Below are 20,377 nucleotides of genomic sequence, written 5' to 3' on the forward strand. Positions count from 1 at the left end.
TCATGGGACGTATTAATACCAAAAATATTGACCTGGGTTCTGCATTGCTCCAGCAGGGGAAAACTGCTGTAGGTACGGATAAGTCAGAGAAGGTTGAGCTTGTTCAATTGACCTCTGAAATCCCGATGGTGCTGACTCTGGATGACGTCAGTCCTTTCCCGGATAACCCAAGAACCTCCCGGAACCCGCGGTATGAAGAAATCAAGGCTTCAGTGCGGGCGCGTGGCCTGGATACGGTGCCTAAAATCACCGCAGATCCTGAGCGTCCTGAGCTGGGTTTCTTCTTTAGTGACGGAGGGAATACCCGCCTTCAAATTTTGGCGGAACTGTGGCAGGAAACGGGAGATGAAAAGTTTTTCCGTATCTCCTGCATGTTTAAACCGTGGCCAGGCCGGCTTTCGTGTTTGATTGGTCACCTGGCTGAGAATGAAGTTCGAGGTGAACTGAGTTTTATAGAAAAGGCTTTTGGGATCAAAAGGGCACGGGAGTTTTTTGAAGAGAGCCTGGGTAAAAAAGTCTCTTTGCGAGAACTTTCTAACCTGCTGGGTCAAGAAGGCTACCCGGTACATAACTCTAATATCAGCCGGATGGAAGATACTATCCAATATTTGTATCCCCATATGCCGAACCTGCTTAAATCGGGCCTGGGACGACCTCAAATACAACATTTATTGTCGTTACGCGTTAATGCCTATAAAACATGGGATAACTTTTCCTCAGACAATGCGGCCGTTCAAGATTTTGAGGGCGTCTTCGGGGCCGTTTGTGCACATTTTGATGACCCTGAGGCATATTCTCTTGAGATGTTTAGGGATGAATTGATCGGTGCATTGGTTAAAGCTCTCCCACACCCCTCTCTGAATTATGACCGCTGGCTCCTTGAGCTGGATCCAAAGGAGCAGAATCGCCGGCAGCAGCTTGGTGAAGTGCATCTGCAAGGCATGCCTAATTTTGCCGTTCAGCCAATGGTTGGATCACCCGTTGATGGCTGTGGCGAAATTGATAGCGGTGCAGCCATTACGTCATCTTCCTCTGATGCATCTGTGCCGGGTACGTCGGGTTTGACGCTGAGCAGCGCACTGGATGAACAGGATGGTGCAGAGGACTCATCCGATGCCGAGCCTATTTCCTCCGGATCTCCGCGCATTGAAACCCAGCATGACCTGTATGGAGCGCCGCCGGTTCTGTCCGGAGATGTTGACGAACAGCCCTCACCAGGCATGTCCGGAACAGAGACTGCAGGGGTAGGACAACCAGCGCAACCAGCGCAACCCGCGCCTGTAGCACCGGAAGTAACCCCGAACGAAGAGAGTTCGGAAGTCGCCTTTGCTGAGGAAGGGCTTGAACCCGTAGTTTCTGTCTGGGCCATTCCGGCTCTGCAGGATGACATTGAACACCTGCAGGGCATGGCTTATCGCCTGGCCTTCGAACTGGCCGAACAAGCCGGCTGCGAAACTGAGCTTAAAGCCGACAAGACAACGCTGACTGCGGCAGGGTACTGCCTGGCCACACAGCAGTCATCCCCATTCACTGCATTACTTCTCTCTCTGACCGGGCCGGCCCCGGACAACGAATCCTGTTCATTAAGCGAGGCGTTGATTGGTGCTGCTGATGGCGCCGGCTTCCCGCTGCTTGATGATGTCCATGCGGTGAAGTTTCTGCGCCTTGTTCGCGTTCTACGCCGGCTGCGTGAACTGCAGCGTGATGTTGACACTGATACTGGGGAGGACGCATGACCGTCACTATTGAGCGTTTGCAGGCCTTTTTGGCAGATCCTTCAGCCGGACAGGATGTGCATGAGATGGCGTCGGAGCTGTTGGCTGTCAGGGCGATCACCGCGTGTTATACGAAAGAGGGGCAGAGCGTCCTTCTCGAAACATGCAACGTACTGATAGACCGAAAAAATACTTCCGAATACTCGGATAACCTCAGAGAGATTGCACGCGTAGCCCGCGGGGTGCTGGCCAACAACAAGGAGAACAACGGATGAGCGATTCACAACGACAAGCGCGGCTGGTGAAACTGGTCCGCAAACTCCTCGAACTGGCCCAGAGCAACAGTAATGCCCATGAAGCCGGGTTGGCATTGGCACGCGCCCAGAAGCTGATGGCGAAATACGGTATCACCGAGCTCGAGGCGAACATTTCCTCCATTCAGCAGGCGCCGACTCAGGCCGCGCCGTCTCAGTCCTGGAACAAAATTCCGGAGTGGATGACCCGGCTGACCTGGACTGTCGCTCACGCGTTTGGCTGTCGCCCTTACTTTTCTTCCCTCGAAACCCGGAGCGGATTACTGCGCCGCAACGTCACGTTCTACGGCTTTAGTGAGCGCCCGGCGGTTGCTGCCTATGCCTTTGATGTGCTGAGTCGCCAGCTCAAGGACGCGACGGCTGCTTACCTGAAAACTCAGGATAAGCGCCTGAAAATGGCGACGCGTCGGGGGCGTGCCGAGCAGTTCCGTGCGGGTTGGGTCGAGGGCGTTCGCCGAATTGTCGAGGTTTTCAGCGTGTCGGAGCATGAGCAGGCGCTGATGTCCGCCTGGTCGGAGCAGCAGGGGATGACCACGCTGAAGAGTCGTTCGGTGAAACGGTGTCGCGGTGATTTCATAGCGCGTAGCCAGGGTTATCTGGCAGGAAAAAACGCACAGTTACATCATGGGGTTAACGGCTGCGGACCTGCAGGCATTGGCTACAGCATCGGGGAGGAGTAATGGATATCTTTTTTTTAATCTTTTTTGGTTGCGCTGTCGTTCTTGGCCAGCAGGGTCTTTATAAGTTTACCAAGTACGCTGAAATTGAAATTATCGAAATACCAACCCGGTATTTAGTAATGCTATATCTCCTTATGGCAGTGTTTGTCATTGGCAGTCTGGCAATGATGCTGACTGGTGGAGCCGATGCGTCATTCGTGCTGGGTCCCATTAAGCTCCAGGTTACGTGGGTAGGGTGGCGCTTTATGGCCATTCTGGCGCTGTTTTTCCCTCTGCATATTTATACCTGTAAAAACACTGAGTGCAAAAAAGAGGTTATCTCCCCGAGCTTTGTGTTTTTCATTATTTCCTTGCTGGTATCAGTCACCTTTTACCATATCTATGCATTTGTTCATTGGGACTATGACATTGCTGATGCCCAACGGAGCATTCTCATTCCGGCAATGGTGTTCTGGTGTACCTACAACATCCTCTATCTGCCGATTATGTCTGCGTTTTGCGTTTTGGAACGTAACGATGGAGGGGATGATGCATGAATCTCCAGACCTCTTTAACGTTATTGTCCTCGGTGCCGATGTTCGTAATTTGTCTCTGCTTCTTGCTGGTAAAAGTGAAGGATGGGAAAGGAAAAGTCGCTCTTATACTGATTTTTATGATGGTGTGTTTTGTATTCATCATTCTGGCCATTTGCAGAGGAGAGTATTTATGAATCCTGTGCTGATTGGTATTGATTTTTTATTTTTATTGTTAGCAATAAGCGTTGTGTTGGTTTTTAGCGTTTTTAATTTTTTACTGGGGAGTACGAATAATGAGTAACAGTTTATCGCAGGCAACAAATAGCCTGCTCACGCAGCTCGTCATGGAGCTCAAGTCCGGCTATATCCGCCGTTGCGAGTCCCTCGGACTCACGCCGGAGGAAATGCAGATGCTCCACGGTCTGACCGTCGATGATTTGTATTACCTGTTGAACAGCTCCGTCTCGGTGCTCACGTTTCAGATCCATCACGAGAATTTTGCCTTGATGCTGCAGCAGGCTCGTCGGGAACAGCAGCGGATGCAACGTATCGACCGTGCGTTGGCGCTGGGCGGTTCTATCGAGATGATGCAGCATTTCTTCGGGCTGTCCAGCGTCGAGGTCTCCGCACGCCGGCGCATGACGGGGATCCAAATCCGGCAGGGCCGCTGTTCGACGCTCAGTGATGAGGACAATGCATCGCTGTGGCGCCAGTGGCAGAAAGCCGACATTGAAGATGTCTCCAGTGCGGATGGTCTGGACGTCATGATGCTGGCGGCCGAGCAGATGGATGTGTCGTTAACTGCAGTCTGGCATGCAGTTCGCAGTTTCGATGGTGCACAGACTCGCACGGTCCGTAAAGCGATTCAGGCCGTACGAAATAAAGCCGGTGTCGGAGAGGAGCTTGCGAGGAGGTCTGCATGAAGTCGATGTTGTTGATGCCAGGATTACAGGTGCCTCGTTCTGCCCCTTCATCCTGCCAGAAGAAGGCAAAAGAGCAGGTAAAACGGTTCCGGAGTGGTGAGCGTAACTACAAACAGTTGCATGCAAAAGGGAAGCACAAGCCCGGCAGTTGCTGGATGAAGATTGATATAGGAGGGAGGTGGCGTCTGTTAAGCCGAAACAATGGCGATGACTGGGAGCTGCTGACGACTGAACGTTACAACACTGAATTATGGAAATGATGACATTCACCCTGTGCCTGCTTAGCGGGCACAGGCCTGAGTGCCGTTATAGGGCCATGTACAGCAGTGCTGTACGAAAAATGATTGTGGCCATGCCTGTCTGGCATGGTCGAGAGGATAAGGACGCGCAAATTCGATGAGCATAAAAAAAACACCTGATGACGACCTGATCACTTTTACACTTGAACAGATGACGGCTCGTCTGGCTGACCGAATAGATGAACAACAGACCGGCTGTAACGATGTAACAAACCTGCGCAGTGGCCTCCTCTTCACGGGAAACGTCCACGATGCGGTACCGCGCCGGTTGATGCTCGACACGCGCCTGTCTCCACTGGATAAAGTGGCGTGGATGATGATCCGCCTCTATGCCCAGCAGAACCAGGGAGCCATGTTTCCGACCTACGACGAGCTGCAGCTGCAGCTCGCGTCGCCGTTCAAGGGCAAGGCATCGCGTGAAACGGTCAGCCGGGTTTTGCTGATGTTGCGCCTGACGGGCTGGTTGAGCCTGTGCCGTCGCGTGCGTGACAGTAAAGGGCGGGTACGCGGGAACATCTATTCTCAGCATGATGAGCCGCTCTCAGCCTGTGATGCGGAAAGTCTTGATCCAACCTGGCTTGATACGGTCGCGGCGGCCTGCCAGCACAAGAACCGGGCTGTCAGTCAGACGGCCTGGTCGGTATTGTCCGACATCCGAAGCGACCCAACGATGCGTCACTATCACTCGCAATTGAACGTGATGGCGCAGCGACTGGGCGCACCACAGACCCCTCAACAGATGGCCGCGCAGATGGCATTGCGTGACGAAAATACCGGGAGTTCGGTAACCGAACCCGGTGAAAAATGCCCCAGTTCGGAAACCGAACTCAGTCAATTTAAGCCCAGTTCGGAATCCGAACTGGGTGATATACGGGGTAGGAAGACACCCAGTTCGGATTCCGAACCAAGCCTGAAATCAACAGGTTACGTCAATTCAGCGAAACCGAACTGTAACGTACGTTCTTTCACACAAAGTGTGAATAAAAAAACGTACGTTCCGCGACTGCCTGAGGCATTGCAGCAACGCATACCGGAAGCTGACCAGCAGCAAATCCATTCCCAGCTGCAAGCTTTGCCGGCTGACGTTGCTCGTCAGGTTCTGGAAAGCCTGAACGTTGCCCTGGCCCGTGGAGAGGTGAGTAACCCGACCGGCTGGCTGTTCAGCATGATGAAGCGTGCCCGTAACGGGGCGCTGTTTGCCACTACAGCATCTTCAAAGCCGGTAAAAACGGAGCCTGCACGCCCTCAGCGTCCTGCAGAAACGCCACGAAAAGCACCAGGCCAAGTCGCCACTCGTGAGCATGTCAGCGCCTTGGTGGCGAAACTGCGGCAGGGGATGGCCCGAGCCAGGAACGGGAAGTGAATCTTACCGTGGAGCGCGATTTGAAGATTTCTGGTGCTGGCTGTGCCAGTCAAGTCAAATCAATGGCGCTTAAAAAGCGTTCAGTGCTGACAGTGTCAGCAGTGTTCAAAAAGCGTTCGGTGCTGACAGTGTCAGCAGTGATTAAAAAGTGTTCAGTGCTGACAGTGTCAGCAGTGTTTAAAAAGTGTTCAGTGCTGACACTGTCAGCAGTGTTTAAAAAACGTTCAGCACTGACACTGCCAGCAGTAGTTATGGTGAGTGATATGCATCCCCGTATTTATTCAGAGCACAAAAAGAGTTTTGGATTGCTGCAAAAAGGGGCTGCCGAGACTATTTCAAGCCAGAAATACTCTCATAGACAGTAAAAGGATGGTAAACATGGCCGAAACATCGAAAGGTACGCAACCCACTCCAGCGAAAGCAGGGGCTCTCAAATCTACCCTTACCGTTGAATTGCACACGTTATATGCAATCCGCTTGTGGGAAGGGCGTCGGAGCCAGTCTGCTGACCCTGAAACAACCGGTAAGCGGCGCCCTGACATTTATAGTATGCCCCGCTTTATTCAGCGTGCGGGGCAGATCAACGCGGCCTCGGCTGAAAACAATCCCTATGCTGATGCTGCAATGGTTGACCTGGAAAACGCCCTGAACAAAGGCATGGAGTTGCTGCAGTCGGCGGTCGTTGAACTGGATAAAACCCTTGCCAATATTCCAGCCCAAATTTCCTTATCAGAAGTCTCATCTGTATCTCCACTGAATATTGGTGTATTTAGTCGCACTCCGGTGGGGTACCGCTGTGTATTCCTGCTGGTTGGGTATGATCAACTGGCAATGAAAGCCTTTCAGGCCTGGCATTACGGGCTTATCTCGCGTTCAGAGCGCGACACTTTACTTGACCGTGGAGGGCATTGGATCCGGCGCGTTTACGGTGTGGTGCAACATTATCGCCATGTAAACGTGAGTCGTGAAGATATTCGGTTAGGTACACCGGCAGCCCAGGATGCGATTGCTCGTTTTGGGGAGCCTGATGCCGATATTCTAAATGGCGCAAAGCGCTCTTCGTTTTCCCCTCCGCTGCGTAAAGTAGAAGGAGAGCAGGCATGAACACCTTCTTACTAAAATCACTACGCTCTTCTGCGGTTATTTGCCTGCTGAGTGGTCTGACACTCCCATTACTGAGTGGATGCACGAGCTCCGAGATTGCCGATTGGAACCAGAAAATCAGCGATGCAGCACATTCCATTGCCAGTGGCTCTGGGGCGAACTCAGATTCCGGTGATATGCCCTGGATGACGAAGGCCGGTGCTACCGGCCCGCGTCAGGACGTGCAGCATACTTATAAGCTTCCGGTGGATGTTGATACCGCTGCTGCCCGACTGAAAAGCCACTATCAGTTTATCTCGACAGATGAGCTGGAAAGTCTCCGCAAGCGCGATCAATACGGTGACTGGAGTGCCGGCGCTATTGATGAAGCACGACCGGAATGGGCAGCGCAAAAGGGCAGTTACTACAAGATGGGCCAGGAGTGGAAAGATAACGACCGCCTTATGTTGGAGGTCGTTAAGTCCGGCGCCGGCAGTCGGTTGAAGGTTACCTACAGCTCTCCGGACAGCACTCACCTGACTGATGCCTATCTGCGCCGCCTGATGAACCAGCTGCAGCAGGTTGCCAAAGGTCAGAGCTGAGGAGGCGTCTCGATGCAACTTTACCTTTGCGAAAAACCGTCCCAGGGAAAAGACATTGGCGCCGTTCTTGGTGCTAACCAACGCAAGCAGGGTTATCTGACCGGGGCCGGTGTGATTGTTACCTGGGCAATTGGTCACCTGCTGGAACAAGCTCAGCCCGAGACCTACGGCGAACAGTATGGCAGCCCCTGGCGAGAGTCGGTGCTGCCCATTGTCCCGACACAGTGGAAAATGGAAGTCAAAAAGGATACGGCTGATCAGTTTGCCGTTATCCGTGGCCTCCTTAAGCAAGTCGACTCGGTTGTGATCGCAACAGACGCCGACCGGGAAGGCGAGGTGATAGCACGCGAGCTGCTGGAATATTGCAAGTTTACCGGGCCGGTTGAACGGCTGTGGCTATCGGCGCTGGATGAAACCAGCATTCGGCAGGCTCTGGCCAACAAGTTGCCGGGCAGCAAGACCGCGCCGCTCTATGAAGCAGGGTTAGCCCGTGCGCGCGCTGACTGGATGACCGGCATGAACTTGACCCGGCTTTATACGTTGAAGGCACGGGAGCAAGGCTATGGTGAGGTGTTGTCAATCGGCCGTGTTCAGACGCCGGCGCTGGCGCTGGTCGTCAATCGCGACCGTGAAATTGCCAACTTCGTTTCAAAGCCATACTGGCAGGTGCAGGCTACGCTGCAAAAGGACGGTATCAGTTTCCCGGCCAACTGGGTGCCGGCGGCCAATTACTGTGATGAAGAAAAGCGCTGTATTCACCAGAACGTTGCGCAGGCGGTTGTGCAGCTCTGCCAGCAAACCGGGCAGGCGGTGGTGCTGGATGTCGGTACCGAACGCAAGAAGGAGTCGGCGCCACTGGCGTTTGATCTCGGTTCATTGCAACTGGCCTGCTCGCGAAAATGGGGGATGGGCGCTAACCAGGTATTAAGCATCGCTCAATCATTGTACGAGACCCACAAGGCAACGACCTATCCGCGTACTGACTGCGGTTATCTCCCCACTTCAATGCAGGCTGAAATCCCGGATGTGCTTAATGCCATTACCCGGACAGATCCGACACAAGGTGCGGTGATTGCTTCGCTGGATACCGGATTTGTCTCCCGTATCTGGAATGACAAAAAAATCACGGCGCACCACGGCATTATTCCCACCAAGCAGGCATTTGACCTGAGCAAACTGTCAGCTGATGAACTAAAGGTCTATCAACTAATACGGCAGCACTACCTGGCGCAGTTCCTGCCACTGCATGAGGTGGATGTCACAGAAGCTACGTTCAATGTCGGTGGCCAGCTGTTCCGCACGCGCGGAAAAGTCGAAGTGATTGCCGGCTGGAAGGCACTGTTTCAGCGGGAAGAGCGTAACGAGAAAGAACAGCCGGATGAGTCGGAAGAGGCACGTCTGCCGGCTCTGGAAAAAGGACAGTCATGCGTCATCGCCGGCGCTGAGCTTAAAACGCTGCAGACCAAGCCGCCGAGTCATTTTACTGATGGCACGTTGATAGCGGCAATGAAGAACGCGGCGGCGTTTGTCAGCGATCCACAGCTGAAGAAAGTGCTCAAAGAGAACGCTGGATTGGGTACGGAGGCGACCCGTGCCGGTATTCTGGAAACGTTGTTCAAACGGGGTTATCTGGAGAAAAAGCGGAAATACCTGCTGTCGACACCGATTGCCGGCGAGTTGATTGATGCACTGCCAACGGCTCTGACGAATCCGGGCATGACTGCACTCTGGGAACAGGCGCTGGATGAAATTGCCCAGGGCAAAATGACGCTCGACACATTCATGGACCGCCAGGCACAGTGGGCGACACATCTGGTCGACAAAGGAAAGACACAAGCGGTCAAATTCACCGCGCCGCCATCTCCTCCCTGCCCATTATGCAACGGTACCATGCGCCGTCGCACCGGTAAGAAGGGGAGCGGTGCATTCTGGGGCTGTAGCAAGTACCCAGAATGCCAGGGGATCATCAATATTGACGGCAAAGGCGGTAAGGGTAAGCGTTATAAAGGAAAATCGGCGGCTAAAAATAAAACAACCAGATCAGAGTAAGAGATTGTCTGATGTTAATCCCGGAAAGTTTTGCTAAGGTTAGCTGGCAAATATGCAGAGCACCCCGTAGCTACGGTTGGCAGGAAAGTTTAATGCATGGACAATTCTGCTGCAGCTCGCATCAATGACCTACACGCTCAGGTTGATTGATTAGGCGCATGCGACCTTGTGAAAAGCGCGCCAGGAGTTTACTACCCCTCCTCAAGGTCTTGTTTTAAGAACCAACGATCATGGTGCAATCCTAACGGCGCAGTCTCTGACTGTGCCGTTTTTGTTTTTGCAGGTCACAATTTCCGTTTTCAAGGTTGACAGCAGCTTCACCTGAATTAAAAATGAACAGGCTTACTTGTTGTCTTCGGACAACCACCAATGCTCAGTGGGTCTGTGATGAGCGCTTTCGGGTGACCCAGCTGTCGACAGACAGCCACCAATGGTCCAGTCACTTGTGAGGATCGCCTTCGGGTAGTGACAAAAGAACGCTTCCGTAGCTTGAAAGGGAGCACACCGTTTACGGTGTAGTACATCTGCCCGCCTTTGAGAGTAGATGTCGTTGGCAGTCAACATGACTGTGCCCAACGTCTAAGGCTTATCTAATCTGATCAGACTGTCAGGTCATGGCGTATACCCATACCTGGCTCCCGACGGGAAATACTTTTCCCGTCAGGGAAGGTGTATTTCTCCGTCACCGAATCTACACTCCATGGAGAAATCATCATGTCTAACGCAAATCAAGCTCAACAAAATGCCACCAAAAACACTGAATACTTCAACCTGACTATCAACGGGATGGGGTATCTCAGTAATGTTCGCCAGGTTAACGGTCCGAACGGCACCTTTATCAGCTGTGTTGTGAATGCCCTGTCCGGTCCTACTGACAACGCCAGTTATACGCGTTTCGATTGTACTGTTTCAGGTAAAGAAGCAAGCAGCCTGATTAATCGTTGCCAGAAAGCCTGTGACGAAGACAAAAAGGTCCTGATTGGTTTTGTGCTCAGCAATCCCAAAACGGACATCTTCACGCTCAACAGCGGCGAACATGCCGGTGAACAGCGTGTCAGCCTGAAAGCCCGGATTATCCGTATCGACTGGATCAAAATCGGTCAGGAAAAGGTGTTCCAGGCTGAAAAATCCCACTCCCAGCCGCCTCAGCAGGGTTCCGCGCAGCCAAACTACGCTGAAAACTCCTTCTGATAACGCCCTCTCACGCCCCTTTCCGGGGCGTTTTTCCCTTTCCCATTTATGAGGATTCGATTATGGCGTCTCGCGGCGTAAACAAAGTTATTCTTGTCGGTTATCTGGGCCAGGATCCAGAAATCCGTTACATGCCTTCCGGTGGCGCAGTGGCTACGTTGTCACTCGCAACCTCCGAAAGCTGGCGTGATAAACAATCCGGTGAACAGAAAGAGAAGACCGAGTGGCACCGTGTGGTGTTGTTCGGGAAACTCGCTGAAATAGCCGGCGAATATCTGCGTAAAGGCTCGCAGGTCTATATCGAGGGCCAACTGCGGACACGCAAGTGGACTGACTCGGATGGTGTTGACCGTTACTCCACTGAAGTGGTGGTCAATGTCGGTGGGTCAATGCAAATGCTGGGCGGCCGTTCTCCGGATAATGCCTCTGGTCAACGTAGCCAGAGCAACTGGGGCAAGCCCCAACAGCCAACCCACAGTGGCACTCCGCCTCAACAGCCTCAACCACAGGCTCAGTCTGGCGGGAGTGAACCACCGATGGACTTTGACGATGACATACCGTTCCTGGGGTTCGGGTATGGTGTCGCCAAGGCAGCCATCTATTCGCTCTAACTCAAATGCTGCACATAACCTGGTTATGTGCAGTTTTTTTTCATCTCAGCCACCCTGGCCGGCAGCTGCTTCACGTTGCCTGTGCCAGCGGCACCTCTTTACATTCCCTTCAAGGCGTTCATCATGGCGAACAACGCTCAGTGATGAAGGTATCGGCTATAAGGACATCATTATGAAAGCAGTAATCCGTAGTGAGCAGGACCTGACCCCTCTGGGGTATGGTGAGACTGAGCAGCAGGCAAGAAGAGCCGCGGCAGAGGCTGAGGCTTTTCGTCAAGGGGCTGCAGCGACCGAAGCCTGGCATTATGCCGGACAACCGGCATTTTCAGGAGGTTTGGTCGTAGATATGGATGAACGTCTTTGGGCGGCATTCCTCAAATCCCCCCAGTGCGTTCCTCGTACAAAGCTCTGTGACGCGTTTGGTCAGTTAACGCTTGTTCTGGATAATGGTATTCCTGGAGCCAATGTCGTGCCTGTATCTGCAGGTAAGGTGTCAATCAATGGTCGTCAATACACTTATGATGCCAGTCAGGCCGACTATGCCGGTCGCCCGGACGCATTGTGCGTTAACGTCTATCTGGAGGGTGTTGCGGTAAAACACCGATTCATTGATGATATCGACGATATGGACGCGGGGAATGTTCTCATTACTGCGAAGCGGTTAATTGCGGAAAACGAAGGCCAGATTGCGCAGTATGCTGCGGAGCAGGAACTTGGTCTTGGTTTTAATGACGACGAGTAGCGCACAAGGAGTTGCATCAGATGATGCTGTCATTCACTTCATTTAAGGCATCAGCCAGGGAGCCTGCATGGTCACGTACAGGCAGGGCGTGGGTTTATGCTGACAAGTATCGCCTGACCAATATCAGCGGTTCACCGGACAGACCCAAATGGTCCGTTGGCTCAGGGAACTTTTTCAGAAGCAAGCAGGATGCGGAATGGTTTGCCTATCGACTTTACTGCCGGGATTACCGGCAGATTCACCCTGAAGCGGTCACCCGTGATTATGGCTTGGCGACGCCAATTTTTATTGAATACGACGATGATGACTACGACTGGGAGGACAGATGAAAGCAGTGAAGGTCAAGGTTGACGAGAGCTTTTTCCTGTTCCCGGACGGGTTTGACTTCCCGTTCCCGGACTATGTCATCGAACATCTCCCGATGATCCGTGCCTACATCAAGGCCGGAGAGGAAATGGTTCACGCGATGGTCAATTACGGCAAGGAAGACACCACTGAAATCCAGAAGCGCCTGACGTTGTTAAAGGCGGAGCTTGCTGAATTTCGGGCGAGAACCGGTGTCATCGGTGTGCCGTTTGATATGCGAGATGTTAACCTGTTCGTTATTGATCGCGGCATTGACGTGACTGTAGAGATTGACCTGACAGAACGATGAACAATGCCGGTGTTGTGAAACCGTGATGCAGACCTCTGGGTCTGCATTTTTTTTATTTTCAATAAAGAGTTGTTAATTGAGAGGGAGGGGCGGTAACAGCACAGTGGCACCTGTTTAGTCACTGTACAGGAACCTCCCAGATGAAAAAAACACTCGTAGTCTCCGCCCTGGCAGCCGTCATTCTGACGGGCTGCACTACGCAACAACCCCTGCAGCAGCGTGATGCGTCATTGGTCACACCGCCTGTCACCGTCACCCGCAATGTCCAGCCCGTATCCCCGGATGCGTATGGCCAGGCACCGGAAGTCGTGCGCTATGACCGCTATCTGCTGGTCAGCACCGATCCGGCTGCTGTCCAGCGCGACCCGCTTTCTCAAATCATCGATATCCGTATTCCTGCCTCCGTCAAACCGACGGTGGCTGATGCGCTGCGTTACTCGCTGCGTCAGTCTGGTTACACCCTGTGCGCGACCGGGCCAGCCAATGGCGTGTTGTATCGCCAGGCACTGCCGGCGGTGCAGTACCAGCTGGGGCCGATGCGTTTGCGCACCGCGCTGCAGGTACTGGCGGGGCCGGCATGGCAGCTCGAAGTTGACGATGTGCAGCGCGTTGTCTGCCACAGCCTGCGCGACGGTTACCAGTTGCCGGCCTCTCAGCTGCCACCGTCGCCGACGCCACGTGTGTATCACGCTGCGCCGACCGCAGTACCTGCAGGCACGATGGCGCCGCCGGCGGTTAAACCTGTGTCTTCAACCGGAGGATGGCTGAAAAAATGAGCGAGCATAACGAAGAAATGATCCCGATGACGCCGGCGAAAAAAGGATTGCTGCGCAGCAAGGCCTTTTGGGCGGTAACCGGTGGTGTGGTTGTTGTTCTGGTGGCGGGGCTTGCCGGTACCGCAGCTGTCAAACACGTTGACCAGCGTATTACCCAGCTGGAGACGGCGCAAAAAGCGCTGGCGCCTCAAGATGACATGACCTCCATGGCCGACGTGGTGCAGGCGCATGCCAAACAGCTGAAAGCCCTGACAGTACGCCTGAACACACTCAACGACGAGATGATGGGGTTCCGAACCACTAACAGTCTGCCCGAAAAACTTGAGCAGCAGCTGCAGGCGCAGCAGGTTGAACTCAATGCATTCAAAGACAGCCTGGAAGCGCTGAAAAAGTCTGCGGTAACGGCACCGGCAGAAAATACCGCCCCTGCCGGCAAACCTTCTGTCGCCGTTCCGGCTGCACCGTCGGCCACGGCAAAAATCACCCCAAAGCACAAACCTACGCCGATTAAATCTGCCCCGCGTAAAGCGGTACGCCGTGTGGCGCGTAAAGCGCCATTCGTGCTGACCGGGGTGGAGCAGCGTGGGACTGCGGCCTTTGCGGCCGTAGCGCCGCAGGGATTCAGTGACCTCTCACAGGTTCGGCTGATTGGGGAAGGCGAGTCTGTTGCAGGGTGGACGTTGGTCAGTGCCGGTCACGGCCAGGCGACGTTCCGTGTCAATGGCCGCCTGCAGACCGTCAGCGCGCAATAAGGAGCATCCGATGAAGATGAGATACAGCCTGTTCGCCCTGGTGCTACTGAGCCCGTTATCACAGGCGGCGCAGCAGACGGCTATCGAGAACAGTCAGTCCACACTGAGCCAGCTGCAGCAAAGCCAGGCCAACAAGCTGGCCGAACAAGGCAAGCAGTGGGGATTGAGTGGCCAGGAGTACCAGCGTTACGAGCAACTCATGGACGGGCCGCGCGGGACACAGTCCCCGGGGCTCGATCCGCTGACGGCGCTCGGCATCGAGGCCAGAAGTGATGCCGAGCGCAAGAAGTACGCGGAGCAGTGGGTGCGTCAGGAGTTTGCCCGTACGGAGAAAGAGCTGAAGTTCCAGCGCGAAGTCGATGCGGCCTGGCAGCGCCTGGGTGTGCTGCCGGTCAACATGGGGAATGCGGCCGGCATTGCACATGACAGCGGAGGCCGTCTGGCGCTGTTCGTGAAGGGCAAGGACTGCGGCCAGTGCGATGCGCGTCTTGCTGCGGTGCTGGCTGACAACCGTCCGGTCGACATTTACCTGGTCGACAGCAAGGGGGATGACGACGTGCTGCGCAGCTGGGCGAAGGCGCATCATATCCCGGCAGACAAGGTTCGGGCCCGTCAAATCACGCTCAATCACGATGGCGGCCGCTGGATGAAATTCGGCAACGGTCTGATGCCCGTTGTCCTGCAACAGGGGAAAGACGGATGGACTATCGCCGCGTTTTGACCGCAGGCCTGCTGCAGGCCACGTTGTTGTTTGCGCATGCCGCTGCCGCGCAGGACGTGCCGCAGGGTTACCGCGAAGTCGCAATGCGCCACGGTGTGCCGCCGGAGTCGCTCTATTCGGTAGCCTTGACCGAGACCTCGATGTCACCGAAAGGCATTATTTCGGTGACCCGCGGCGCCGGTCCGGCACCGGATGTTGAACGCCCGTGGCCATGGACCATTAACGTCGCTGGCAAAGGCTACCGTTATGCCACCCGACTGCAGGCCTGGGAAGCGCTGCAGGGCTTCCTGAAGAAATACCCGCGTAAGCGCATCGATGTCGGTATTGCCCAGGTCAACCTGGGCTGGAACGGCCATCACTTCACCTCGACCTGGGAAGCCTTTGACCCCTATACCAATCTGAATGCCGCGGCAGCCATCCTGCGAGAGTGTTATGACCGCAACCCCGGCAGCTGGCTGACAGCTGCCGGGTGTTATCACCATCCGGCCGGCGGCGCCCCTGCAGCCCGTTATAAATCCATCGTGAGAACCAAGCTGGCACGCCTCAATCGCAGCGGTACAAAGACGCCAGTGGTTTCCCGTCATACACCTGACCCGACGCCGGCAGCGACGCAAACCGTCGCGCTGACGTGGGTTGAGCCGAGGAGTCAATAAGCTGATGACCAATAAGCAACTGGAAGACCTGAAAGAACAACTGCCGGCAGCGCTGGCGACGTGGCAACAGTCCAAGGGCCGGAGGATCACTGTCGGATGGTTGCACGCCGCCAACCCTGAAGTTATCGGTACCTTGCTGGCTCAGCTCGATGGGGACTTTGAGTTAGCCGCCACCAGGGGTCATGTTGAACAGGAAGGGGGGGATGATGAAGAACGTTAATTTTCTGCTGTTCGGTCTGTACCTGGTGACCTCCACCGCGCTGGCGAATCTGAACGTGATCGCCGATGTTGGCGGTGAGGACGCCTCCCCCTATTTTGACGGCATTAACGCCCAGGGTGAGACGCCGGCGTCACCTACCGGCCAACCCGGTATTGGTGACGCTCAGGCCTCTATGTTGCCCGTGACTACGCCGGAACTTTCGCCCGGTGAGGTAGCAGACAGACCGCTCCAGCTGCCGGGGATTGGCGCTCTTTTTATTGTGGGCGATGACGATGCCAGCCGCAGCTGGCTGCAGGCAAATGCAGACGGGCTCAAGTCGCGCCATGCTGCAGGCCTGGTTGTGAACGTCAGCAACCTGCCGGCCCTGCAGTCGCTGCAGGCGCTGGTTCCTGGCGTACCGATGGCGCCAGCTTCCGGCAGTGAACTGGCGCGCCGCCTGCAGCTGTCAAACTACCCGGTACTCATCATCGACACCGGCCTGTCTCAGCAGGTCACGCCATGATGTCTCCGGGGCATCTCGGTGCAGCACTGATGGCGAGTCCATTGCTGGCTGTCTTGCTTATCGGGGTGTTTATTGTGGTGATGGCCACGCTTAACCTGCGTGGACGTGAATCGACCTCCGCACGGCGCCACCGGCGTTACCGTGCGACGGCCGCCCGTATTCTGCAGCGACTGCCGCAGTTGGGCGGTGATGGCCAGCGCTTGATGTACCTGCGCAAAATCAATCCCTACGTTTTTGAAGAGCTGCTGCTCCTGGCGTTTGAACGTCAGGGGTATGCGGTTATCCGCAACCGCGCTTACAGCGGTGACGGTGGCCTGGACGGTCAGGTCATCATCGGCGATCAAAAGTACCTCATCCAGGCCAAGCGTTACGGACGGGCTATTACACCGTCTCATATCAAGAGTTTTGGCGCGTTGTTGCGGCATCACCACTGCCAGGGCTTTTTCATCCATACCGGCCGTACCGGCCAATTGAGCCGGGCTTTGCTGCAGAACCATCCACAAGTCCACCTGGTCAGCGGCCAGAAGCTGCTGGCGCTGCTTGCCGGTAATGCGCAGTGGCTTTCTGTTCTGCCAGGAAACACGGTAATTAAACGGAGTACCTCCCATGTTTCATCAGTCTAATTATGTTGTTGTGACTATCCGCTTTCTGTCAGCGGTGCTCAGGGTTTTGTTGGTCTGGCCAGGTGTGATCCTGGCAGTTTTTGGCTTCATGTTTTTTATCGCAACGCTCGGTGATGATGGCGGGCATAAGGAAGCTTCCCGCCTGGCGGACACCGCGCAGGAATACCGTGCAGCCCCTGCCGGAATGGTGATGGTGCGTCTGTGTCCACACGCGGATGATCCTGTATCGGAGGCGGTGCTGGTACCAGAACGGGACTGCAAACCTTATCCGAAGACCTTTGCTGACGTTGCCGCGGAAAAACGGCGCATCATTCTCTGGATCGGGAGTGTACTTATCGCCTTTGGCCTGTTGGTTGAACTGTTTTATTTGCTGTACCGCCGTCGCCAGATGAGCCTGAATGCTGTTTACGGAAGTATCAATGCGAGAGGGGAACGCAGCGTTTTATTCCAATATGACAAACCCGTGAATGATAAGGAAGGTCGCAATGAGTAACCGGCATGTGATGGAAGCGTTGCTGCGTCCGGCGGTGGAGCTCAATACGGCGATTGTGGCCGGGGGCGCGGCTGTAGTTTGTGCTGTCGCACCCTGGTCGGTGGCGCTGGCGCCCGAGGTGAGTTATGTCACCGCCGGCAGCTTTGCGGTGCTGTCTGCCATTCGCGCCCGTCAGGGGATGCAGGTGATCCGCTATCGCCGCAATCTGCGCCGGCTGCCGCGGTATGTCATGACCAGCGCTCAAATCCCGGTCAGCCGGCAACGGCTGTTCCTGGGCAAGGGATTTCGCTGGCAGCAAAAACATACCCAGCGTCTGATGGATACGCGCCGGCCGGAAGTGGAGATGTATGTCCAGCCTTCAAAGGCTTACCAGATGGCGCGCCGTCTCGAGCTGCAGACCGAGTACAGCATGCCCTGGTTATCGCAGCTGCTGCGCAAGGACTCCCCGCTGAATCCGGTACGGCCGCTACCTCCAGTAGGCGGCAATCCGGCAATTCATGGTATTGAGCCTAACGAGCTCGATGTTTCGATGGCACTGGCCGAACGCGTTGGCCACAAACTGGTTTTGGGCACCACCAGGGTTGGCAAAACGCGTCTGGCAGAGCTGCTGATCACCCAGGATATTCGCCGCGGTGATATCACCATCGTGTTTGATCCGAAAGGGGATGCCGACCTGCTGCGCCGGGTGTGGGCCGAAGCGCACCGCGCCGGCCGGGGTAACGAGCTGTATATTTTCCACCTGGGCTGGCCGGATATCTCGGCGCGATATAACGCCGTCGGCCGCTTTGAGCGTGTCTCCGAAGTCGCGGGGCGTATCTCCGGGCAGTTAAGTGGCGAGGGCAACAGTGCCGCGTTCCGCGAGTTTGCCTGGCGCTTTGTGAATATTGTCGCCCGCGCCCTGGTGGCGTTGGGACAGCGCCCTGATTACACCCTCATTACCCGCTATGTGAACAACATCAGCGAGCTGTATGAGATCTATGCGAAAAAGGTCATTGAAGATCGGATGCCGGCGCTGCAGCAGCAAATCGACAATAACCTGTCGGTGCTGACGGAAGAGGATGTACCGCGCAATATGCAGGGGCAACCGAACGCGGTCAAAATATTCGCGGTTGAAATGGCCCTGAGCTCGGAAGCCGGCAAGCAGCTGTACGACCCTATCCTGGATGGTCTGCGCAGTGCGGTTCGCTATGACCGCACCTATTTCGACAAAATCGTCGCCTCTTTGCTGCCGTTGCTGGAAAAATTGACCACCGGCAAGACGGCGGAGCTGCTGGCGCCAGATTACATGGACATGAGTGACCCGCGGCCGGTATTCGACTGGGAGCAGGTCATTCGCAAGCGGGGCGTGGTCTATATCGGGCTCGATGCGTTGTCTGATGGTGTCGTGGCGTCGGCGGTGGGCAACAGTATGTTCGCCGACCTGGTCTCAGTCGCCGGCCATATCTACAAGCATGGCATGCACGGCGGACTGCCGACCCGGGCCGATGGCAAACTGCCGATCAACCTGCACTGTGACGAGTTCAACGAGCTGATGGGTGATGAGTTCATTCCGCTGATCAACAAGGGCGGTGGTGCCGGCATGCAGGTGACGGCCTACACGCAGACCGAATCCGACATTGAAGCGCGTATCGGCAGCTCGGCCAAGGCGGCACAGGTCACGGGTAACTTCAACACCCTCATCATGCTGCGTGTGAGGGAGAATCGCACCGCGCAGCTGCTGACCTCACAGCTACCGGAAGTGGACGTCTACACCAAAACCCTGGTGTCCGGGCATGCTGACACGGCAGACGTTGAGAAGGGGCAGGATTTTACATCCAGTACCCAGGACCGTGTCGGTACTGTCAAGGTTCCGCTGCTGAAAGAGGCAGACGTGATTAACCTGCCGAAAGGACAGGCGTTCGCGCTGCTGGAAGGCGGTCAACTGTGGAAAATTCGCATGCCGCTGCCGAGTGGTGACGGCGATGATGCCCTGATGCCGGCGAACCTGCAGAAAATCGCCGAGGAGATGCAGCGTAACTACCGCACCAGTGAGTCATGGTGGTCGGCAAGTCAGGTGATGCCGGATGTGGTCACCCAGGGAGGACGCAATGGCGCAGGCGGATAATACGCAGCCGCGGCAGGCGGCAGAACCCCGGAAACATGGCCTGCTTTATAACCTGCTGTGGGGCTGGCCCTGGATGCTGATAGGGATGTTTTTTGCGTCCCTGTTCGTGAGTCTGGTGATTGAATATGTCGGGATGGCGTTCTTCTGGCCGGAGCTGGGTGCCTCGCACAGTGAAGCGGTGATGAACACCGAGCTGGGTTACCTGTCCTCGGAGTTTACCCGCAGCCTGCTGCTGTCAGAGCCGTCGGTAACGGTGACCCATTGGATTTTGGTGGCCTACCAGTGGGCGTTTGTGGACAGCGGTTTTTTGAGCTGGATACAGCAGGCGTATGAGACGCAGACGCATAGCCAGAACGCCATTGCCAGAGAGTTGAACAGCTGGAGTGGTTGGTTGGCCAGTACGCTCAAGGAATACCTGATGGCCACGGTGTATGTGACGGTGATTACCCTGGTGCGCGTGACCATTCTGGTGCTGTCCATTCCGCTGTTTATTCTGGTGGTACTGGTCGCGCTGACCGAAGGGCTGGGACGGCGTGATATCCGGCGGTATGGGGCGGGGTACGAGTCCAGCTTTGTCTACCACCATGCAAAACGGATGGTCAAGCCGGCGGTGTATATCCCCTGCATGCTATACCTGTCCTGGCCGACTGCGGTGTATCCCAACCTGCTGTTGTTGCCGGCAGCGATTTTGCTGGGTATCGCGGTAACGGTGACGACGGCGAGCTTCAAGAAATACCTCTGATTTACCCTCGAGCTGGACGATGGCGTGCAAAACTTGTTTTTGTGCGTCA

The 20,377-nt window shown here is 55.3% G+C and carries 27 protein-coding genes; all 27 read left to right on the forward strand.

Annotated features, from left to right (window positions below; translation table 11 throughout):
* Positions 1-2 precede the first annotated feature (2 nt).
* The 27 genes from TAN611_RS01430 (at position 3) to TAN611_RS01560 (ending at position 20,328) form a co-directional block, all read left to right on the forward strand.
* Positions 3-1,736: a ParB family protein gene (locus TAN611_RS01430; RefSeq protein WP_203067132.1), complete on the forward strand. Its 1,734-nt coding sequence runs from the start codon at positions 3-5 to the stop codon at positions 1,734-1,736.
* Positions 1,733-1,990 carry a hypothetical protein gene (locus TAN611_RS01435; RefSeq protein WP_203067133.1) on the forward strand — a complete coding sequence of 86 codons (258 nt, stop codon included), beginning with the start codon at positions 1,733-1,735 and terminating at the stop codon, positions 1,988-1,990. Before TAN611_RS01430 ends, TAN611_RS01435 begins: the two co-directional genes overlap by 4 nt.
* On the forward strand, positions 1,987-2,709 hold the full coding sequence (locus TAN611_RS01440) for a DUF2786 domain-containing protein (RefSeq protein ID WP_203067134.1): 723 nt from the start codon (positions 1,987-1,989) through the stop codon (positions 2,707-2,709). The genes TAN611_RS01435 and TAN611_RS01440 overlap by 4 nt, the downstream gene beginning before the upstream one ends.
* Positions 2,709-3,245 (forward strand): hypothetical protein, encoded by a 537-nt coding sequence (locus TAN611_RS01445; RefSeq protein WP_203067135.1) that lies wholly within the window; start codon positions 2,709-2,711, stop codon positions 3,243-3,245. Before TAN611_RS01440 ends, TAN611_RS01445 begins: the two co-directional genes overlap by 1 nt.
* Positions 3,235-3,525 carry a hypothetical protein gene (locus TAN611_RS01450; protein ID WP_203067136.1) on the forward strand — a complete coding sequence of 97 codons (291 nt, stop codon included), beginning with the start codon at positions 3,235-3,237 and terminating at the stop codon, positions 3,523-3,525. Before TAN611_RS01445 ends, TAN611_RS01450 begins: the two co-directional genes overlap by 11 nt.
* On the forward strand, positions 3,518-4,147 hold the full coding sequence (locus tag TAN611_RS01455) for a DUF2857 domain-containing protein (protein ID WP_203067137.1): 630 nt from the start codon (positions 3,518-3,520) through the stop codon (positions 4,145-4,147). The genes TAN611_RS01450 and TAN611_RS01455 overlap by 8 nt, the downstream gene beginning before the upstream one ends.
* Positions 4,144-4,407, forward strand: a complete 264-nt coding sequence (locus tag TAN611_RS01460) for a hypothetical protein (RefSeq protein WP_203067138.1) — start codon at positions 4,144-4,146, stop codon at positions 4,405-4,407. The genes TAN611_RS01455 and TAN611_RS01460 overlap by 4 nt, the downstream gene beginning before the upstream one ends.
* Positions 4,408-4,543: 136 nt before the next feature.
* Complete coding sequence (locus tag TAN611_RS01465) at positions 4,544-5,809, forward strand: STY4528 family pathogenicity island replication protein (RefSeq protein WP_203067139.1); 1,266 nt, start codon at positions 4,544-4,546, stop codon at positions 5,807-5,809.
* Complete coding sequence (locus TAN611_RS01470; RefSeq protein ID WP_203067140.1) at positions 5,806-6,174, forward strand: hypothetical protein; 369 nt, start codon at positions 5,806-5,808, stop codon at positions 6,172-6,174. Before TAN611_RS01465 ends, TAN611_RS01470 begins: the two co-directional genes overlap by 4 nt.
* A 13-nt stretch (positions 6,175-6,187) precedes the next feature.
* Positions 6,188-6,913: a PFL_4669 family integrating conjugative element protein gene (locus TAN611_RS01475; protein WP_203067141.1), complete on the forward strand. Its 726-nt coding sequence runs from the start codon at positions 6,188-6,190 to the stop codon at positions 6,911-6,913.
* The gene (locus TAN611_RS01480; protein WP_238404494.1) at positions 6,910-7,494 is read left to right on the forward strand and encodes a hypothetical protein; all 585 of its coding nucleotides are present in this window, start codon (positions 6,910-6,912) and stop codon (positions 7,492-7,494) included. Before TAN611_RS01475 ends, TAN611_RS01480 begins: the two co-directional genes overlap by 4 nt.
* Before the next feature lie 12 nt (positions 7,495-7,506).
* On the forward strand, positions 7,507-9,543 hold the full coding sequence (locus TAN611_RS01485; RefSeq protein WP_203067142.1) for a DNA topoisomerase III: 2,037 nt from the start codon (positions 7,507-7,509) through the stop codon (positions 9,541-9,543).
* A gap of 714 nt (positions 9,544-10,257) precedes the next feature.
* On the forward strand, positions 10,258-10,734 hold the full coding sequence (locus TAN611_RS01490; RefSeq protein ID WP_203067143.1) for an STY4534 family ICE replication protein: 477 nt from the start codon (positions 10,258-10,260) through the stop codon (positions 10,732-10,734).
* A 62-nt stretch (positions 10,735-10,796) separates the two neighbouring features.
* Positions 10,797-11,345 (forward strand): single-stranded DNA-binding protein, encoded by a 549-nt coding sequence (locus TAN611_RS01495; RefSeq protein ID WP_203067144.1) that lies wholly within the window; start codon positions 10,797-10,799, stop codon positions 11,343-11,345.
* A 172-nt stretch (positions 11,346-11,517) separates the two neighbouring features.
* Positions 11,518-12,087: a hypothetical protein gene (locus tag TAN611_RS01500; protein ID WP_203067145.1), complete on the forward strand. Its 570-nt coding sequence runs from the start codon at positions 11,518-11,520 to the stop codon at positions 12,085-12,087.
* A gap of 20 nt (positions 12,088-12,107) precedes the next feature.
* Positions 12,108-12,416 (forward strand): hypothetical protein, encoded by a 309-nt coding sequence (locus tag TAN611_RS01505; protein WP_203067146.1) that lies wholly within the window; start codon positions 12,108-12,110, stop codon positions 12,414-12,416.
* Positions 12,413-12,742 (forward strand): hypothetical protein, encoded by a 330-nt coding sequence (locus TAN611_RS01510; protein ID WP_203067147.1) that lies wholly within the window; start codon positions 12,413-12,415, stop codon positions 12,740-12,742. The genes TAN611_RS01505 and TAN611_RS01510 overlap by 4 nt, the downstream gene beginning before the upstream one ends.
* Before the next feature lie 140 nt (positions 12,743-12,882).
* Entirely contained in the window at positions 12,883-13,518 is a 636-nt protein-coding gene (locus tag TAN611_RS01515) for a PilL N-terminal domain-containing protein (protein WP_203067148.1), read from the forward strand.
* Positions 13,515-14,270, forward strand: coding sequence for a hypothetical protein (locus TAN611_RS01520; protein ID WP_203067149.1), 756 nt, complete (start codon positions 13,515-13,517; stop codon positions 14,268-14,270). The genes TAN611_RS01515 and TAN611_RS01520 overlap by 4 nt, the downstream gene beginning before the upstream one ends.
* Positions 14,271-14,280: 10 nt before the next feature.
* The gene (locus TAN611_RS01525) at positions 14,281-14,991 is read left to right on the forward strand and encodes a TIGR03759 family integrating conjugative element protein (RefSeq protein WP_203067150.1); all 711 of its coding nucleotides are present in this window, start codon (positions 14,281-14,283) and stop codon (positions 14,989-14,991) included.
* Positions 14,970-15,644 (forward strand): transglycosylase SLT domain-containing protein, encoded by a 675-nt coding sequence (locus TAN611_RS01530; protein ID WP_203067151.1) that lies wholly within the window; start codon positions 14,970-14,972, stop codon positions 15,642-15,644. The genes TAN611_RS01525 and TAN611_RS01530 overlap by 22 nt, the downstream gene beginning before the upstream one ends.
* Positions 15,645-15,648: 4 nt before the next feature.
* Entirely contained in the window at positions 15,649-15,864 is a 216-nt protein-coding gene (locus TAN611_RS01535; RefSeq protein WP_203067152.1) for a hypothetical protein, read from the forward strand.
* Positions 15,851-16,366: an integrating conjugative element protein gene (locus TAN611_RS01540; RefSeq protein WP_203067742.1), complete on the forward strand. Its 516-nt coding sequence runs from the start codon at positions 15,851-15,853 to the stop codon at positions 16,364-16,366. The genes TAN611_RS01535 and TAN611_RS01540 overlap by 14 nt, the downstream gene beginning before the upstream one ends.
* A complete protein-coding gene (locus TAN611_RS01545) occupies positions 16,363-16,989 on the forward strand; it encodes a restriction endonuclease (RefSeq protein WP_203067153.1) in 627 nt (208 codons plus the stop codon). The genes TAN611_RS01540 and TAN611_RS01545 overlap by 4 nt, the downstream gene beginning before the upstream one ends.
* Positions 16,973-17,482 carry a hypothetical protein gene (locus TAN611_RS01550; RefSeq protein WP_203067154.1) on the forward strand — a complete coding sequence of 170 codons (510 nt, stop codon included), beginning with the start codon at positions 16,973-16,975 and terminating at the stop codon, positions 17,480-17,482. The genes TAN611_RS01545 and TAN611_RS01550 overlap by 17 nt, the downstream gene beginning before the upstream one ends.
* Positions 17,475-19,586 (forward strand): type IV conjugative transfer system coupling protein TraD, encoded by a 2,112-nt coding sequence (traD, locus tag TAN611_RS01555; protein WP_203067155.1) that lies wholly within the window; start codon positions 17,475-17,477, stop codon positions 19,584-19,586. Before TAN611_RS01550 ends, traD begins: the two co-directional genes overlap by 8 nt.
* Complete coding sequence (locus TAN611_RS01560) at positions 19,570-20,328, forward strand: TIGR03747 family integrating conjugative element membrane protein (protein WP_203067156.1); 759 nt, start codon at positions 19,570-19,572, stop codon at positions 20,326-20,328. The genes traD and TAN611_RS01560 overlap by 17 nt, the downstream gene beginning before the upstream one ends.
* Positions 20,329-20,377: the final 49 nt, after the last annotated feature.

The sequence above is a fragment of the Serratia sp. Tan611 genome (assembly GCF_905188235.1).
Classification (GTDB): domain Bacteria; phylum Pseudomonadota; class Gammaproteobacteria; order Enterobacterales; family Enterobacteriaceae; genus Serratia_B; species Serratia_B rhizosphaerae.